Here is a 16,158-nt window from a genome sequence, read left to right as displayed (position 1 = left end):
GAGCGGCCTTTGAGAATGCAATTCATCGGTGTTTCGCACCACTTTGCATTCACATCCAGAGGCTCCTCATGAACTTTCGCCGCGACTTTATCAAGTTTCCCTTTGCCGCAGCCTTTGCAGGCGCTTTGGCCCTGACGGCATTGCCATCGTTCGCACAGTCTGTGACCTTGCTCAATGTGTCGTACGACCCCACGCGGGAGTTGTATGTGGAGTTCAATCAGGCGTTCGCCAAGTACTGGAAGGCCAAGACAGGCCAGGACGTAACCATCAAGCAAAGCCACGGCGGCTCGGGCAAGCAGGCGCGGTCCATCATCGACGGGCTGGATGCCGATGTCGCCACCCTGGCGCTGGCCGGGGACACCGATGCGCTGCACACCAACGGCGGTCTGATCCCCAAAGATTGGCAAAAGCGCCTGCCCCACAACAGCTCGCCTTACGCGTCCACCATCGTGTTGGTGGTGCGCCAGGGCAACCCCAAGGGCATCAAGGACTGGGACGACCTCATCAAACCCGGTGTCAGCGTGATCACGCCCAACCCCAAGACCTCGGGGGGCGCCCGCTGGAACTACCTGGCCGCCTGGGAATTCGCCAAGCGCAAGCTCGGCAGCGATGCCAAAGCCAAGGACTTCGTGGCCAAGCTGTACGGCAACGTGCCTGTGCTTGATACCGGCGCCCGTGGCTCCACCATCACCTTTGCCCAGCGCAACCAGGGCGATGTGTTAATTGCCTGGGAGAACGAGGCCTATCTGCTGGAAAAAGAGTTTGGCGCCAAGTTTGACGTGATCGCTCCGTCGATCTCCATCCTGGCCGAGCCCGCCGTGACGGTCGTGGATAAAAACGTGGACAAAAAAGGCACGCGCGCCGTGGCCGAGGAATACCTGAAGTTCCTTTACACCGAAGAAGGGCAGGACATTGCGGGCAAAAATTTTTATCGCCCCGTGGTTTCTGAAAAGGCCAAGGCCAAATATGCCAAGCAGTTTCCCAAGCTGAACCTGTTCACCATCGACGCAGCGTTCGGTGGCTGGGACAAGGCCGCCAAGGACCACTTTGCAGACAACGCGAGCTTCGACCAGATCTATACGAAGAAATAGGTTCGCGCACTCTGATCGGCCTGATGCGGTATCGGCCGCGGATGAACCGTTCGCCCTGAGCCTGTCGAAGGGCTGCTCGCAGAGGGCACCGGTTTCGATCCTTCGACAGGACAGGCCACGCTCAGCCCGCAGGGCCGGTTCCTCATCGATTTTTATAAGAAATCAGGCTCTAGCGCATATCCATAAATCGCTGGTAGCTATCAAAACAAAAGCAAAGGAAAGCCATGTCCGCCTTGTTGATTGCCGGTAGTCCTTCCGAGCGCTCACGCTCCGCCGCCTTGCTCGATGCCGTGGCGCAGCGCCTGTCGGTGCGCGGTGCGTTGGTGGACCGGGTGCACATTCGCAACCTCTCGCCCCAGGCGCTGCTGCTGGCCGATTTTGCGCACCCCACGGTGGTGAACGCCCTGGACCAGGTAGCCCGTGCCCGTGTGCTGGTGGTGGCCAGCCCGGTGTACAAAGCTGCCTACAGCGGTGTGCTCAAGGTGTTTTTAGACCTGCTGCCGCAGACCGCGCTCAAGGGCAAGGTCGTGTTGCCCCTGGCCACCGGGGGCAGCCCGCACCACATGCTGGCGCTCGATTACGCGCTGCGCCCGGTGTTGCAGTCGCTCGGCGCCAAGAGCATCCTGCCGGGTATCTATGCCACCGATGCCCAGGTGGCGCTGACGCCCGAGGGCGCATACCACCTGCAAGACGACATCGCCAAACGCCTGGACGAAGCTGTCCACGTGTTGTTCACCGAAACGCTGCGGCCCACCCCTGCACAAGTGGCGCACTCCGCGCATTTCGCGCCGGTGCACTTCTCGCAAGTGCGATGTAGCGTGTAACGCGCAGCTGCCGCGCACCGGCCCCTTGCAAGGCCTGCCGCGCCACTCCCTCCGCCCCCTTTTCGTTTTGAACCCTCGATATGCCTTTGACAGAGGGCAGGGCGGGCTGTTGCCTGTCCGTCCTCTGCGGGCTGACCCAGAAAGACATTGCCATGACATTTCCATTGGATTCTCAGCGTCGACAAGTGCTTTTGACCGCCCTGGCCGCAGCCAGTCTGGCCGCCACCGGCGTGCCTGCCTGGGCCCAAACCGGCAGCCGCGTGCTGCGTGTGGGCTATCAAAAGGGCTGGCTGTCCATCCTCAAGGGCCGTGGCACCCTCGAAAAGCGTCTGGCGCCGCTGGGCGTGAAGGTCACCTGGACCGAGTTCAACGCCGGCCCTGTGCAGCTGGAAGCGCTCAATGTGGGTTCCATCGACTTTGGCGATGTGGGCGAAGCACCGCCCATCTTTGCCCAGGCCGCCGGTGCGCCGCTGGTGTATGCCGGCGCCACGGTGCCACGCCCCGCGCTGGAGGCCGTGATCGTGCCCAAGGATTCGCCCATCCGCAGCGTGGCTGACCTCAAGGGCAAGCGCGTGGCCTACAACAAAGGCTCGAATGTGCAGTATTTCCTGGTCAAGCTGCTGCAAAAGCACGGGCTGAAATATGGCGATGTGCAGTCGGTCTTTTTGGCCCCCGCCGATGCGCGTGCCGCCTTTGAAAGGGGCGCGGTGGATGCCTGGATCATCTGGGACCCGTTCCTGGCCGCTGCGCAAAAAACGCTCGACGCCCGCCTGCTGGCCGACGCCACCGGGGTGGTCAACAACCGCCAGTACTACTTCACGTCGCGCGATTTCGCGACCAAGAACACCGACGTGCTGCGCATTGCGATTGAAGAGGTCAACGCGATCGACACCTGGGCGTCCAAGAACAAGACGGCCGCCGCTACCGAACTCTCTGCCGTGCTGGGGCTGGACAAGTCCATCACCGAGCTGTACCTGAACCGCGCGCAGTTCGGCACGGCCCCGGTCACGCGCGAGATCCTGGCCGAGCAGCAGGCGATTGCCGACACCTTCTTCGACCTCAAGCTGATCCCCAAGAAGCTCAACCTGCTGCATGCCGCGCCGGTGGATCTGCTGTAACCCGCACTACCCAAGGAGCCCACCATGCCAGCGCCCATGCCCTTCCCGCTGCACGCCCAACTGCAACGCGTTCTGTGTGTCACGGCCACTGCGTGGGGGCTGAGCGTGCAGCAACGCCGCCTGGTGCGTCGTGCGCCCCAGTTCGGCTTTGCCATCTCGTACTGAAAGACCTGTTCCATGCAAATTTTCTGGTTCATCCCCACCCACGGCGACAGCCGGTATCTCGGCACGGCCAAGGGCGCGCGCCAACTCAGCCATGACTACCTCCAGCAGGTGGCGGTGGCGGCCGACAGCCTGGGCTACGAAGGCGTGCTCATCCCCACAGGCCGGTCGTGCGAAGACCCCTGGGTGATCGCGTCCAGCCTGCTTGCCGTTACCAAGAAGCTCAAGTTCCTGGTGGCGGTGCGCCCCGGCCTGCACCAGCCCGCCTTGGCGGCGCGCATGGCGGCCACGTTCGACCGGCTCTCGGGCGGGCGCCTGCTCGTCAACCTGGTGACGGGTGGCGACCAGGCGGAGCTGGAGGGCGATGGCGTGTTTCTGGACCATGCCACGCGCTATGAACAGTCGGCCGAGTTCATCCGCATCTGGCGCGAGATCCTCGCGCGCAGCCACCGCGGTGAATCGTTCGATTACGACGGCAAGCACCTCAGCGTGAAGGGCGCCAAGCTGCTGTTTCCACCCCTGCGGCATCCGCACCCGCCGGTGTACTTTGGGGGGTCGTCCGCTGCCGCCCACGACCTGGCGGCCGAGCAGGTCGAGGCCTACCTGACCTGGGGCGAACCCCCCGACGAAGTGGCCAAGAAGGTGGCCGATGTGCGCGCCCGCGCTGCCAAACACGGCCGCACCGTGAAGTTCGGTATCCGCCTGCACGTCATCGTGCGCGAGACGGACGCGCAGGCCTGGGCAGCCGCCGAAGAACTCATCAGCCATGTTCAGGACGAAACCGTGGCACATGCCCAGGCCGTGTTCTCGCGCATGGATTCGGAGGGCCAGCGCCGCATGGCCGCATTGCATGCCGGTGGCGTCAAACGCAGTCGCAAAGACCTGGAAATCAGCCCCAACCTGTGGGCCGGGGTGGGCCTGGTGCGCGGTGGCGCGGGCACGGCGCTGGTGGGCGACCCGCAGACCGTGGCCGCGCGCATCGAGGAATACGCTGCGCTGGGCCTGGACACCTTTGTGCTGTCGGGCTACCCGCACCTGGAAGAGGCTTATCGCTTTGCCGAACTCGTGTTCCCGCTGCTGCCACTGAAGCTGCGCGACAAGCTCACCGGGGGCAACCCGCTGGGCCCCTTTGGCGAGACCGTGGCCAACGACTTTGTGCCCCGCGCATCGCAAAGCTGAACCCGCACCACAGGAGCCACGCCATGAGCATCCAGTCCATCAACCATGTGCAGCTGGCCTTCCCGGCCGGGGCCGAGGCGTCGATCCGCCGCTTCTACGCCAGCCTGCTGGGCCTGCCCGAGGTGTGCCTGCAGGCGGGCAACACGCTGCGCTTTGCCGCAGGCACCCAGCGCATCGATCTGGTGCCCACCGAGCACTGGCAACCGGTGCCCGCAGTCTCGCACCTGGCCTTTGAGGTGCAAGACCTGCCCGCGCTGCGCCACCGCCTGCTGCAGGCCGGGCTGCCGCTGGTGGAGAACCGCGCGCTGCCCGGCTACCTGCGCTTTTATGTCAAGGACCCGGCGGGCAACCAGCTGGAGTTCCTGGAGCCCGACGACGAATTACAGGAAACCAATCCATGACACAGACCCAGATTGTTCGAGAGCTGCAGGTATCTCCCGTGGCCGACTCCGCCGATCTTCCGCTCGACGGGCCCTTGCTCCCCGCGCCGCTGATCCGCTTTCTTGCCAACGTTGGGCAGCGCCTGCTGCCATGGGCCGTGCCCGTGGGGCTGATCGTGCTGTTGCAGATCGCCTCGTCGCTGGGCTGGCTGTCCACGCGGGTGCTGCCCGCGCCGGTGGACGTCGTGAAGGCTGCCTGGACACTGACCGCGTCGGGCGAGCTGTGGACGCACGTCAAGGTCAGCGCGGGCCGCGCGCTGGCCGGGCTGGCCGTCGGTGGCGGCCTGGGCCTGCTGCTGGGCTTGCTCACTGGCTCGGTAAAGCTGTTCGAGACACTGCTGGATTCGACCATCCAGATGGTGCGCAACATCCCCGCGCTGGCGCTCATCCCGCTGGTGATCCTGTGGTTCGGCATTGACGAGTCGGCCAAGCTGTTCCTCATCAGCGTGTCGGTGTTCTTCCCCATCTACCTCAACACCTTCCACGGCATCCGCAACGTGGACCCTGGCCTGATCGAGATGGGGCGCACCTACGGCCTGGGTCTCTGGCAGCTGTACCGGCAGATCATCCTGCCCGGCGCGCTCTCCAGCATCCTGGTGGGGCTGCGCTTCTCGCTCGGCCTGATGTGGGTGATTCTGATCGTGGCCGAGACCATCTCGGCGCAGGCAGGCATTGGTTACCTGACGATGAACGCGCGCGAGTTTTTGCAGACCGACATCGTGCTCGTGGGCATCCTGCTCTATGCCCTGCTGGGCAAGCTGGCCGACCTGTTTGCCAAGGGGCTGGAGCGGTATTGGCTGCGCTGGCATCCGGGCTACCAATCCGCATGACTCACTTTTTTATAGCTGCTTGCGCTTTATTTACAAGCGCTGGAGGCCCATATGACCAATAAAAATACCCCGAAGAACACCACTGGCATGCGCCTGGAGGTGCGCGGCGTGGACAAGCGCTACGGCACACGCGATGTGCTCAAGAAGACGGAACTCACCATCGAGCCTGGCCAGTTCGTGGCCATCGTGGGGCGCAGCGGCTGCGGCAAGAGCACGCTGCTGCGCCTGGTGGCGGGCCTGGAATCCGTCTCGGGCGGCACCATCCGCCTCGATGGCACAGACATCAACGGCCTGAGCGACAACACCCGCATCATGTTCCAGGACTCGCGCCTGTTGCCGTGGAAGCGGGTGGTGGACAACGTGGCCCTGGGGCTGCCGCCCGAGCGGCGCAGCGCCGCCGCCGAGGTGCTGGCCCGCGTGGGCCTGGGCGACCGCCTGGGCGAATGGCCCGCGCGCCTGTCGGGCGGCCAGCGCCAGCGCGTGGCCCTGGCCCGTGCGCTGGTGCACAACCCGCGCTTGCTGCTGCTGGACGAACCCTTGGGCGCGCTCGATGCGCTCACGCGCATCGAGATGCACCGCCTTATTGAAGGCCTGTGGCAGGCCAGCGGCTTCACCGCGTTGCTGGTCACGCACGACGTGCAGGAGGCCGTGGCCCTGGCCGACCGCGTGATCCTGATCGAGGACGGCCAGATTGCGCTGGACCAGCACATTGACCTGCCCCGGCCCCGATCGCATGGCGACGCGGCATTTGCCGCCATTGAAAAACGCATTCTCGACCGCGTGCTGCAAAAGCCAAATGCCGAAGCCGTGCCCGATGCGGCATGGCCCGGCGTGCCTGCATATGGACTGCGGTGGGCTGTGTGAGCTGCGCCTGAACGGGTGCTCCATCTCTTTTTTTCGTCGCTCCCCTTCTTTTTTTCTTTCCCTTTTTCCCTTCCCCTTTTCTCTTCACCCATCCATTCCGGATTTTTTTCAAGGAAAACACCATGTCTATTCAAGCCATCAACGTACGCAACCAGTTCAAGGGCAAAGTGCGCGAGATCATTCGCGGCGATGTCGTGTCAGAGGTCGATGTCGAAACGCCCTGGGGCATCGTCACCTCCGTCATCACCACCCGCTCGGTGGACGAGCTGAACCTGATCGTGGGCTCGGAGGTGGTGGCACTCGTGAAGTCCACCGAAGTGTCCATCGCCAAGCTGTCGTAAATTTAAGTGAAAAGTGCCTCTAGCGCTTATGGATTAATCGCTGGCAGCTATTAAAAAATGAGTGTTTTGAGTGAACGGGCCCTGCGTTGCAGGGGCTGCTCTTTTGCGGGAACCCGATCCATGAATTTCCAGCAACTGCGCTTCGTGCGCGAAGCCGCGCGGCGTGGTTCAACCTGACCGAAGTGGCCCAGATGCTGCACACCTCCGAGCCTGGCGTGAGCCGCCAGAGCCGCGCGCAGGCTCCAGCAGGGCCGCGATGGCGTGCGGCGAAGCTCTAATCCATCGCATGCCCGCAGGCGCTTGACCTGTGGTGATCAGCAGACCGAATCAGGCCCCCGCCGAGCTTCGGCCGCGCAGACTCCTTGGGGCGCTCTTCACCAATCACCTCGCCGTGTGCATCTGCGGGCTCGGGCGGCCTGCGGCGCTGTAAATGCTCGTAATAGCTGCACGGCGACGGCTATTGCTGTGTTTGCGCCTTGCAGCCCATTCCGATCCGCAGCACACACTTTCCGCTCGATTTTTGTAGAGGGTGCCTAGCGCGCAACGCAGCCCGAAAAGCCCGGGCCTGCCGCAGCAACGTCGGCCAGTGTCAGGCCTGCGGTGGTGTCTTCCGTGGTCTTGGTTTTGGTCACCAGCGAGCCGTTGTTCCACACCCATTGTTGGCCGTCGAAGCGGAAGATGAAGGTGTAGGTGCGGTTGGCAAGCACATGGGCGGGTGTCAGGGTTGCGGCGGCGGCTTGTGCCTCGGTCGCAGCGCTGACACGGGCGGTGTTGTCCTTGATGACCAGCTTGCCCAGATACGGGGTGATGGCCGACTCGGTGTGGATCACCTCGCCCTGCACCGAAGCCGGGCTGTAGCCGGTCTTGACCCATTCGCCCTGACCATCGGCGCTCACTGTGAAGGCTCTGGCTGCGATGGTTTGGGTGCATGCCGCCACGATGGCGTTGAAGCTCGTTTCAGCCGCGCTGATCTGCGTGGCGTCCCCAGCGGTTTTGTTGCACCCGGCCAAAGCCGCGGCGCACATCATCATGGCAATGGCCTTGCCGATGGGGTGCATGCCCTGGTGCAGACACCGGGCCGTTTTAGCTGCTATGGCTGCTGTGGCCGAGGTCGCAGCGGCGGAGGTGGTTGACGTGACGGAAGGTGGGAGGGGGGAGAGAGGGGTTGGCACGGGGTGATTGTGGCGCCGTGGGGTGCGCTTGCCGCTTGATGTGCATCAAGTTTGCGTGGACTCATCGGTGGTGCCGGTGGGGAGCAGCGGGAGCCAGACGCTGGCCGCGAACCCTGGGTGGAGCCGTGCAACGCCATCCAGAGGCCTGGAGACCCCGAGGGCGTCGGGCGCCTCGGAGTCTTGGGGCGGGGTGGCGGTGCCGATCTCCAGCCGGCCGTCCATGAGCTGCGCGTACCGCGCGACGATCGACAAGCCGAGCCCCGCGCCGTGGCCGAGCTGCAGGCCCTGTTCTCCTTGCGCCCAGCGTCGTTGCAGGCGCTGCGCGAAGTCGGCGTCCACCCCGGGGCCGTTGTCGGTCACCTGTATCACGGCGTAGCTGCTGTCGGTGCGCAGGGCCACGGTGATGCGGGGCGGCTCACCCCGGCCATAGCGCAGCGCGTTGTCCAGCAGGTTGTTCAAAATGCCTTCAATCAGTGCGATGTTGCCGCGTATGTTGACGGACCCTTCGGGGGGATCCAGGCCCTCGGCGCCCAGGTCGACACCCAGCGTGTCGGCGCGGGGCAGGTAGCGCAGCAGCGTCTCGCGTACCACGCCGTCCAGCGCAATCGTCTGCACCGACAAGGAAATACCGCTCTCTGTGGCCCGGGCCAGGGCCAGCAGTTGGTCCACGGTGCGGCTGGCCCGTTGTTCGGCCTGGGCAATGCCTTGAAGCTCATCGCGCCACACCTGGGGATCGTTGTGTGCGAGCGCTCGGGCCGCTTGTGCCCGGATGCCCGCCAGGGGGGTGCGCAATTCATGCGCCACGTTGCCCGCAAACTCGCGCTGCGCGTGCACGCTTTGCTGCACGCGCGCGAGCAGCCGGTCCAGGGCTTCTCCCAGGCGTTGCACGTCGCGCGTGGCGGCGTCTTGTGTCAGGGCCTGCGGCAGCGGCTGCAGGTCGGCAGCGTCCCGGTGGTCCATGGCGTCCTGCAGGTCGCTCAGGGGTTGCAGGTCACGTTCGATGCCGCGCAGCAGCCACGCACCCAGCGCTATCAGCAGCCAGATCTGCGCCAGGCCTGAATACATCAGCAGCCTGCGCAGCAGCTGGGTTCGCTCTGCTGTCGTCTGGGCTATGACCACGGTGAATGGCTGCGGGCCATCAATGCGCAGGGTCACCCGGCGCAGTTCGAGCTTGTCGCGCACCAGGTTGTGGAACGCGTGGGTGGCTTGCGGGGCGAGGGGGCCTGCTGCCAGGTCATGGTCGCCCGCCAGATAGGCGCCGTCGGGCCCATACACCGCGAACCACACGGTTTCGCTCTGGTCAAAGCGCAGCAGGCCTACCTCTCGCGGCGTGAGATCCAGCCGCAAGGGCTCGTCAATGTTGTCGCCGAATTCGCCGCCGCGCACATGGGCCGCCAGCGCATGGGCGTCGTCCAGCAGGGCGCGGTCGAAGGCCTCGGCCACAAAGTGGTTGCCAACACCCAGCACCACCGCGCTACCCAGTCCCCAGATGAGCACCAGCGAGAGCAGCACATGGCGGCCAATGCCCTCCAGCAAGGAGGGGGGCGCACCGCCGAGCGCCGCGCCTGGCGCATTGCGGGGGGCGTGACCGGGCGTGGCACTGTCAGCAGTGGCTGGGATGGCGCGTGCGCCAGCGCCTGCGTGGCTGTTATTGGCTGACATCGTCCTGCAGCATGTAGCCGAGCCCGCGCAGTGTGCGAATGGACGCCCCGCTGCCCGTGAGCTTGCGCCGCAGACGCGAGACAAACGCCTCGAGCGCGTTTTCGCCCAGCGCCTCGCCCGCATCCGACAGGCGGTCTGACAGGTCACGTTTGCTGAGCACCCTGCCAGGTGGGGTCATCAGCTCCCAAAGCAGGTCGAACTCGCGAGCGGGCAGCTCCAGCGGTTGGCCCGCCACGCTGTAGCGGCGTGCCAGCCGGTCCAGCGCCAGTTGACCCACGGTGACAAGGTCAGCCGTGCCGCTGGCGCGCCGCATCAGCGCGCGCAGCCGGGCTTCGATTTCTTTGAGCTCATATGGTTTGCCCAGGTAGTCGTCGGCGCCCGCGTCCAGCCCGGCGATCCGGTCCTCGGTGCTGTCACGCGCGCTGAGCACCAGCACCGGCGTGCGGTCGCCGCGCGCGCGCGCGCCGCGCAACGCGGTCAGCCCGCTGCCCAGGCCGCTGCGGGGCTCTGACCCGTGGGGCAGGTTCAGGTCGAGCAGCACGGCATCAAAGGTGTGCACCGCCCACCAGTGTTGTGCCTCTTGCACGGTGCGGGCCACTTCGACGCGGTGGCCCGCAGTTTCAAGCCCTTGGGCCATGGTTCGGCTCAGGACGGGGTCGTCTTCCACCAGGAGTAATCGCATGGGTTTACGTGGAAATACGCATAGGCCAGGTCAGCCAGCGCTCAGGTTCGATGGGAATAGTTGCCGGGTCAGCATACCCCAGCCACAGGCGCCACCTGCGGGCATGGGAACGATCCAAAAAGTCTTCAGGAGACCGTGTTTTCATGATCAATCGCAACATTCTCAGAGGCCTTGTCCTCATGGCGCTGGCGCTGGCTTTTGGCCTGCCGTCGGTGAATTATTCGCTGGGGGCGCTCAGTCACGCGGGGCCGGGGCTGTTCCCGTTCATGGTCAGCTGCATGCTGTTTGTGATCGGGGTCATCACGGTGGTGCGTGCCCGGCTGGTGGCACCGGTTGCGATGAACTTCCAGTTTCGCAACATCGCGGTCATCCTGGGCAGCCTGTGCGGCTTTGCGCTGGCCTCGCACTTTGTGAACATGGCCCTGGGCATTGTGGTGCTGGTGTTTTGCTCGGGGTTTGCCGGCACGTCCTACTCCGTGGTGCGCAACATAAAAATCGCCGCCGTGTTGCTGGCCATTGCTTTCGGGTTCCAGAAGATTCTGGGCGTCAACCTTCCCCTGTTCTGAGATCGCTATGGACGTCTTAAACAACCTCGCCTTCGGTTTCAGCCACGCGCTGACGCTGCAAAACCTGATGTATTGCGCCATGGGCTGCACGGTCGGCACCTTGGTCGGCTTGTTGCCGGGCTTGGGGCCACTGGCCACCATCAGCTTGTTGCTGCCACTGACTTACTCGATGGACACCACCGGCGCACTGATCATGCTGGCCGGTATTTACTACGGCGCGCAATATGGTGACAGCGTGAGCGCGATCACCATGAAGATCCCGCACGCCAGCAGCATCGTGGCGTGTATCGATGGCTACCAGATGACCTTGAAGGGGAAAACGGGGCTTGCGCTATTTACCGCAGGCGTCTCCAGCTTCATTGGTGGCACGGTGGCGATTGTGGTGCTGGCGTTTTTTGCGCCCAAGCTGGGTGAAGTGGCCTTTCTGTTTGGCCCGGCCGACTACTGCGCGTTGATGCTGGTGGGTTTTGTGTGCGTGAGTTTTGTTACCACGGGCAGCCTGCTCAACGGCCTGGCCATGTGCATGATCGGCATCTTGCTGGGCTCGGTGGGCACCGACGTCAACAGTGGTCTGGCGCGCTTCACGTTTGACATGCCCTTTTTGGCCGATGGCGTGGGCATCGTGAGCATTGCGCTGGGGTGTTTTGGTATTGCAGAAATCACCAAGAACCTGGATTCGCGCGAAGAGCGCTCTCCGTTCAACGGCAAGATCAAGCTGATGCCCACCTGGCCCGAGTTCAAGCGCATTATCCCCAGCGCGTTGCGTGGCAGCGTGGTGGGCTCGGTGCTGGGCATTTTGCCCGGCGGCGGCCCGGTGATTGCCCAGTTTGCAGCCTATGCGCTCGACAAGAAAGTCAGCAAGTACAAGCACGAAATCGGCACCGGCTGTATCGAAGGTGTGGCCGGCCAGGCCGCCGCTGACGAGGCCGCCGCGCGCACCAGCTTCATTCCGCTGATGAGCATCGGTATCCCCGAAAACGCTGTGATGGCGCTCATGATGGCCGCCTTCATCATCAAGGGCATTCAGCCCGGCCCCAACATGATCTCGGGCCACCCTGAGTTGTTCTGGGGCCTGGTGGCCAGCATGTGGATCGGCAACTGCTTCTTGCTGATCTTGAACGTGCCACTGGTGCGCTACTGGTTGTCGGTTTTCAAGATTCCGTACAACGTGTTGTTCCCGGCGATTTTGTTCTTTTGCTGCATCGGCACCTACAGCATCAACAACAACCTCGATGACGTTTTCATCACGGTCGCGTTTGGCGCGCTCGGCTATCTGTTCTTGCGGCTGGAGCTGGACCCATCGCCGCTGATGCTGGGCTTTATCCTGGGCCCCATGCTCGAGGAAAACTTCCGCCGCAGCATGCTGTTGTCGCGCGGCAGTTTCAGCGTGTTTGTGAACCGGCCCATCAGCGGCACCCTGTTGGGGCTGATTGCGTTGTTCATCGGCTGGCAGGTGCTTTCGTTCTTCATGAAGCGCGGCAAAGCGGCCCCGCTGCCGCAGCCCCCGGCAGAAGTCGCACACGCAAGTACGTGATGTGGTGTGGACTGGCGTGGCCTGCGGGTTGCGCCATGGGTTCAGGCCCCGTCCGTCATGCCGACCCCTGTTCGTCCGCTTGCGGGCGTTCAGGGTTTTTTTTGTCATAGCCCCCACCATGCAGGCAGCAGCGCCTGTATGTGTGCCTGGCCGTAGCGGTCGTCCATCAGGTGCACAACCCCTTGGTCTTGGGGTGTGCGGATCACCCGGCCTGCCGCCTGCACCACCTTTTGCAGCCCGGGGTACAGATAGGTGTAGTCATAACCGGCGCCGAACATCGCCTGCATGCGCTGGCGGATTTGCTCGTTCACAGGGTTGATCTGCGGCAGGCCCAGAGTGGCCAGGAATGCGCCGGTCAGGCGTTGGCCCGGCAGGTCGATGCCCTCGGCAAAGGCGCCGCCCAACACCGCAAAACCAATGCCTTGGCTGGTGTCGGTAAAACGCGCCAGAAACTGCCTTTGCTCGGCTTCGAGCATGCGGCGCGACTGGCGACACTGCGGCAACTGCGGGTAGCGCTGTTCAAGCAGGTCGGCCACCTGCTGCAGATAGTCGTAGCTGCTGAAAAACGCCAGGTAGTTGCCAGGCCGCGTGTGGAACTGCGATGCCATCAACTCGACGATAGGGCCCAGCGATGCCTTGCGGTGCGGGTAGCGCGTGGAGATATGGCGCGCCACTGACACCTGCAACTGCGCGGCCTCAAAAGGCGCTGGCACATCCACCCACACATGGTTCTCGGGCAAGCCCAGCAAGTCGGCGTAATAGGGCGCGGGTTGCAGCGTGGCCGAGAACAGCGTGCAGGTGTGGGCCGCCAGCATGCGCGGCCGCAGGAAGGGCGCTGGCACCACATTGCGCACACACAGTGTGGAGGCACCGCCCTTGGTCGAGGCGTTGGTGGTCGTGCTGCCGCTGCCGTTGCCGCTGTGGCCGCTGCCATAGGGGTGGGAGTGCGTGGCTGGCAGGGTGAGGTCCACCAGCGAATGGTCATCGAGCAGTTCTGCCATGCGAAGCATGTGCAGCGCATCAAAATAAAAGTTGTGCAGTGCCGCATCGGGCTCGGTGGGGTGCTCGGCCAAGTGGTCCGACAGCGTGCTGCCACATTGCTGCAGGGCCGCCAGCAGTTTGTCGGGCAAGGTCTCCAGCACCGCATAGTCGGAGGTCTGCGCCTTGTCCAGCGCGGACCAGTGGCGGCGCACCTTGTCGAGCGCCTTTTTCACGGCCGGATAACCGTGTGCTGTGGGGGATTTGCGCGCCTGCGCCAGGCTTTCGGGGCGCAGCTCGGCGGTGTACATCTTGCGGCCACGCTCGACCAGGTTGTGGGCCTCGTCCACCAGCAGTGCCACGCGCCACTGGTTGGCCTGGGTCAGGCCATGCAGCAGCCCGCCCATGTCGAAGTAGTAGTTGTAGTCGCCCACCACCACGTCGGCCCAGCGGGCGAGTTCCTGGCTGAGGTAATAGGGACACACCTGGTGTGCCAGTGCCACCTCGCGCACCTGGGGCTGGTGCAGGGCCACCAGGCCGGTGTGGGGGCTGGTGGCCGTGCCGGCGACGTGCAGCGCGGCGGCGCGTGCGGCAGGAAGCCGGTCGTAAAAGCCCTGGGCCAGGGGGCAGGATGCGCCGTGGCACGCCTTGTCGGGGTGCTCGCAGGCCTTGTCGCGCGCCACCAGCTCCAGCACCCGAAGGGGCAAGGGCAGGGGCGCGGCGGCGCTGGTGTGGCCCAGGCGTGCCAGGGCGTCCAGTGCCGTTTGCCTGCCCGAGGTCTTGGCCGCCAAAAAGAACACCTTGTCCAGCCGTTGTGCGGGCGCGGCCTTCAGCATCGGAAACAGCGTACCCATGGTCTTGCCGATGCCCGTGGGCGCCTGGGCGAGCAGGCAGCGGCCCGATGTGGTGGCCCTGTAAACCGCCTGTGCCAAGGCGCGCTGGCCGGCGCGAAAGTCGCCAAAAGGAAATGTCAGCGCCGTGAGGGCCGCATCGCGCGCCGCGCGGTGTGCGCTCTGGGCTTCGGCCCAGGCCAGAAACCGCTCGCACAGGGCTTCAAAGTGCTGCAACAGCGCTGCAGCGCTGTGCCGCTCGGTGAACACCGTCTCTTGCTGCGTGCCGATGTCGAAATAGACCAGGGCCAGGTCGATGTGGCTCCACGTCTCTTGCTGGCACATCAGCCAGCCGTAGATGCGCGCCTGGGCCCAGTGCAGGTGCCGATGCGATGCTGGCTGGCGGTCCAGCCGCCCCTTGAAGGTCTTGACCTCGTCCAGCCGCTGAAGCGCGGGGTCGACACCATCGGCCCGCCCCCGAACCTGCAGCGTTTTGTAGCGCCCCGCCAGGGGCACTTCTGCACGGTAGCCCGGGGCTCTGCGCGACGCCACCACCCCGTGGCCCGCCATGCCTTCCAGGGCCGTGGGTGCCGGGGTAAAGCGCAGGTCCAGGTCGCCCTGTTTGGCGGTGAACTCGCACAGCTCACGCACGGCCACGGTGTAGGTCATGGGCCGTCGGCACCCTCAGCGGCGGCTGGGCCTTGGCCGCCGCGCGGACCCTGTTCTATGGTCTGGAATGCTGTGGGGGGCAACGGTGCGGGTGATGGCTGCGGTGTTTCGCCCAGTTGCGCCTGCACCAGGTCCGCATCGCTGCGCAGCGGCGTGGCTTTGCACAGCGCCATCCATACCGCAAAGGGCAGGGTGCAAGGGGCGTGGCGCGCGGGCCGCAACAGTTCAAAGTGGCCTTCGTCCAGGCCGCCATGCAGCACCCAGATGCCAAAGTGCTCGGGGATTTCATCGGGCTCGGCAATGCCCGCCGGGAAGACGTAATAACACTCCTCGCACAACCACTGGTAAGCCTGCCGCTTGGCGTCGTGCCGCAGGTCTGACAGCAGGTCGGCCCGGCTGTATTTGATCTCGTGCACCATGGGTTGCAGGTAAGCCGGCACCGAGGTGTTGCGCACCGAGAAAAGGTCGGGCCGCGCCATGCGCCACACATGGGCAGCGGCGCGGGCGGTGGGGGTGCCGTCGTCATCGCTCCACAGGGGGGGCATGGCGGGTGTGGTGCCCACGTGCGCAGCGGGCGACGCTGCGGCAGGTATAGACGTAGGCGTAGGGGCGGTGTCGACCACGGCGCGCAGCGACAACTCCGCCCACACAATGCGCCCCGCCCCCAGCAACTGCCCGGCAAACTTCTGGCCGAGGCGGTCGTGTGCGCTCAGTGCCCGCACGCCGCGCTGGCGCGCCACTGCAAGCGTACGAATGCCCTCGTCGGTCAGTCGCAGCGTCTCGCACCCCTCGGGCGCGATGTGCTGTGCCACCAACCCGGCAGCCAGCAGGTCCACCTCCAGCCCATCCTTGCACGGCCACCCGGCCGAGCGCCAGATCTGCATCAGCCGCGTGCGGTGAGGGCGGGTCAGGGTAAGGGAAAGAGGCAGGGGGGTAGAGGGCTGCGCCGACATGAAGCTGCCGAAGGGATGGGTGAAGCACTGATTTTAATCCCAGTGTTCCCGCAGGGCCACCCTGGCATGTCGTTGCCAAAGCTCTCTAGGCCCTCGAGTGGCCAAAGTTTGACGCCAAATTGGCCTCTAGCGCTTATGTATAAAGCGCTAACAGCTATAAAAAATGTAGTGTCTACCGGCCCGCTCAGCGCTCAGCGCTCAGCGCTCAGCGCTCAGCGTTCAGCGTTCAGTGCGCATGGATGTGGGTGCCGTCACCATCCTTC

Annotated in this window: 16 protein-coding genes and 1 pseudogene; 12 read left to right on the top strand and 5 right to left on the bottom strand. The window is 64.6% G+C overall.

Features of this window, described 5'->3' with window-relative positions; translation table 11 throughout:
- The first annotated feature begins 68 nt into the window (after positions 1-68).
- The 10 genes and pseudogenes from KI609_RS13750 to KI609_RS13705 form a co-directional block, all read left to right on the top strand.
- Positions 69-1,091, top strand: coding sequence for a sulfate ABC transporter substrate-binding protein (locus KI609_RS13750; RefSeq protein WP_226444067.1), 1,023 nt, complete (start codon positions 69-71; stop codon positions 1,089-1,091).
- A 224-nt stretch (positions 1,092-1,315) separates the two neighbouring features.
- A complete protein-coding gene (ssuE, locus tag KI609_RS13745) occupies positions 1,316-1,915 on the top strand; it encodes an NADPH-dependent FMN reductase (RefSeq protein WP_226444065.1) in 600 nt (199 codons plus the stop codon).
- 152 nt (positions 1,916-2,067) lie between these two features.
- Entirely contained in the window at positions 2,068-3,033 is a 966-nt protein-coding gene (locus tag KI609_RS13740; protein WP_226444062.1) for a sulfonate ABC transporter substrate-binding protein, read from the top strand.
- A 24-nt stretch (positions 3,034-3,057) separates the two neighbouring features.
- Entirely contained in the window at positions 3,058-3,198 is a 141-nt protein-coding gene (locus KI609_RS13735; RefSeq protein WP_226444060.1) for a hypothetical protein, read from the top strand.
- Positions 3,199-3,210: 12 nt separating this feature from the next.
- Entirely contained in the window at positions 3,211-4,374 is a 1,164-nt protein-coding gene (gene ssuD / locus KI609_RS13730; RefSeq protein ID WP_226444058.1) for an FMNH2-dependent alkanesulfonate monooxygenase, read from the top strand.
- Positions 4,375-4,397: 23 nt separating this feature from the next.
- Positions 4,398-4,775, top strand: coding sequence for a VOC family protein (locus KI609_RS13725; RefSeq protein WP_226444056.1), 378 nt, complete (start codon positions 4,398-4,400; stop codon positions 4,773-4,775).
- Entirely contained in the window at positions 4,772-5,644 is an 873-nt protein-coding gene (ssuC, locus tag KI609_RS13720; protein ID WP_226444054.1) for an aliphatic sulfonate ABC transporter permease SsuC, read from the top strand. The genes KI609_RS13725 and ssuC overlap by 4 nt, the downstream gene beginning before the upstream one ends.
- A gap of 51 nt (positions 5,645-5,695) precedes the next feature.
- Complete coding sequence (locus KI609_RS13715) at positions 5,696-6,508, top strand: ATP-binding cassette domain-containing protein (protein ID WP_226444052.1); 813 nt, start codon at positions 5,696-5,698, stop codon at positions 6,506-6,508.
- Positions 6,509-6,630: 122 nt separating this feature from the next.
- Entirely contained in the window at positions 6,631-6,849 is a 219-nt protein-coding gene (locus KI609_RS13710) for a TOBE domain-containing protein (RefSeq protein ID WP_226444049.1), read from the top strand.
- 120 nt (positions 6,850-6,969) lie between these two features.
- Positions 6,970-7,082 (top strand): annotated as a pseudogene (locus KI609_RS13705) (transcriptional regulator); the annotation flags it as partial.
- 300 nt (positions 7,083-7,382) lie between these two features.
- Here KI609_RS13705 and KI609_RS13700 read toward each other — a convergent pair.
- The 3 genes from KI609_RS13700 to KI609_RS13690 are packed head-to-tail and all read right to left on the bottom strand — an operon-like array spanning position 7,383 to position 10,365.
- Positions 7,383-8,021 carry a hypothetical protein gene (locus KI609_RS13700; RefSeq protein WP_226444047.1) on the bottom strand — a complete coding sequence of 213 codons (639 nt, stop codon included), beginning with the start codon at positions 8,019-8,021 and terminating at the stop codon, positions 7,383-7,385.
- Positions 8,022-8,066: 45 nt separating this feature from the next.
- Positions 8,067-9,683, bottom strand: coding sequence for a sensor histidine kinase (locus KI609_RS13695; RefSeq protein WP_226444045.1), 1,617 nt, complete (start codon positions 9,681-9,683; stop codon positions 8,067-8,069).
- On the bottom strand, positions 9,670-10,365 hold the full coding sequence (locus KI609_RS13690) for a response regulator transcription factor (protein ID WP_226444043.1): 696 nt from the start codon (positions 10,363-10,365) through the stop codon (positions 9,670-9,672). Before KI609_RS13690 ends, KI609_RS13695 begins: the two co-directional genes overlap by 14 nt.
- 143 nt (positions 10,366-10,508) lie before the next feature.
- Between KI609_RS13690 and KI609_RS13685 the strand changes: the two genes are divergently transcribed.
- Both KI609_RS13685 and KI609_RS13680 read left to right on the top strand, forming a co-directional pair.
- Positions 10,509-10,931, top strand: a complete 423-nt coding sequence (locus KI609_RS13685; protein ID WP_226444041.1) for a tripartite tricarboxylate transporter TctB family protein — start codon at positions 10,509-10,511, stop codon at positions 10,929-10,931.
- Positions 10,932-10,938: 7 nt separating this feature from the next.
- Entirely contained in the window at positions 10,939-12,465 is a 1,527-nt protein-coding gene (locus KI609_RS13680) for a tripartite tricarboxylate transporter permease (protein WP_226444039.1), read from the top strand.
- A gap of 104 nt (positions 12,466-12,569) precedes the next feature.
- Here KI609_RS13680 and KI609_RS13675 read toward each other — a convergent pair whose 3' ends face one another.
- Entirely contained in the window at positions 12,570-14,942 is a 2,373-nt protein-coding gene (locus KI609_RS13675) for an ATP-dependent DNA helicase (protein ID WP_226444037.1), read from the bottom strand.
- Positions 14,939-15,826 (bottom strand): hypothetical protein, encoded by an 888-nt coding sequence (locus KI609_RS13670; RefSeq protein ID WP_226444035.1) that lies wholly within the window; start codon positions 15,824-15,826, stop codon positions 14,939-14,941. Before KI609_RS13670 ends, KI609_RS13675 begins: the two co-directional genes overlap by 4 nt.
- Between the last annotated feature and the right edge of the window lie 332 nt (positions 15,827-16,158).

It is taken from the genome of Acidovorax radicis (assembly GCF_020510705.1).
Lineage (GTDB): Bacteria > Pseudomonadota > Gammaproteobacteria > Burkholderiales > Burkholderiaceae_C > Acidovorax > Acidovorax radicis_A.
Note: the sequence above shows the minus strand (reverse complement) of the source record. Positions and strands in the feature narration are given on the sequence as shown.